The organism is Escherichia sp. AM3 (genome assembly GCF_032029835.1).
In the GTDB taxonomy this organism is placed as follows: domain Bacteria; phylum Pseudomonadota; class Gammaproteobacteria; order Enterobacterales; family Enterobacteriaceae; genus Escherichia; species Escherichia coli.
The window spans coordinates 1-439 of sequence record NZ_JAVUPQ010000580.1 but is presented as its reverse complement, the minus strand read 5'-3'; the positions used below and the strand labels follow the sequence as shown (position 1 = coordinate 439).

The 439-nt window shown below is 41.0% G+C and carries 1 pseudogene; it reads right to left on the bottom strand.

Annotation, left to right across the window (positions count from 1 at the left end):
* Nucleotides 1-439 (bottom strand): annotated as a pseudogene (locus RTW80_RS27345) (outer membrane autotransporter barrel domain-containing protein); the annotation flags it as partial.

The following is a 439-nucleotide window of genomic DNA, read 5'->3' as shown; positions in this document are numbered from 1 at the left end:
AAGTGAAAACATCACCATCACGCCAGTGTGTATCAACAACCGCATCAGTGTAAAAATCATATCCACCCAGATTATTACCATCTGCATCAAAACGATCATAATAACCGCCAGGCAGCATAGAAGTAATCGAACCGTGAATCACTGAATTACTGATATCAAGCTGATTAGCAGTACTGTCTGCATAATCATGGTTCAAATAATAGGTTGAGATCGTGCCGTTAACGGTATCGCCGTTAAAGGACTGATCGAAATCACCATTGGTGTTGTTGTAATAGACAAAACCACTATAGTTTACATAGTTGCCATCTACAGTGCCTGCCTTATCCATATGATCCCAATCAAGTGCTGTAACGGGATTATCGATATAAGTCCAGGTATCATAGTTTGCTGCATTAGCCTGAGAGGTGATAGCCAGAGTGCAAGCCAATGCTAATTGTGA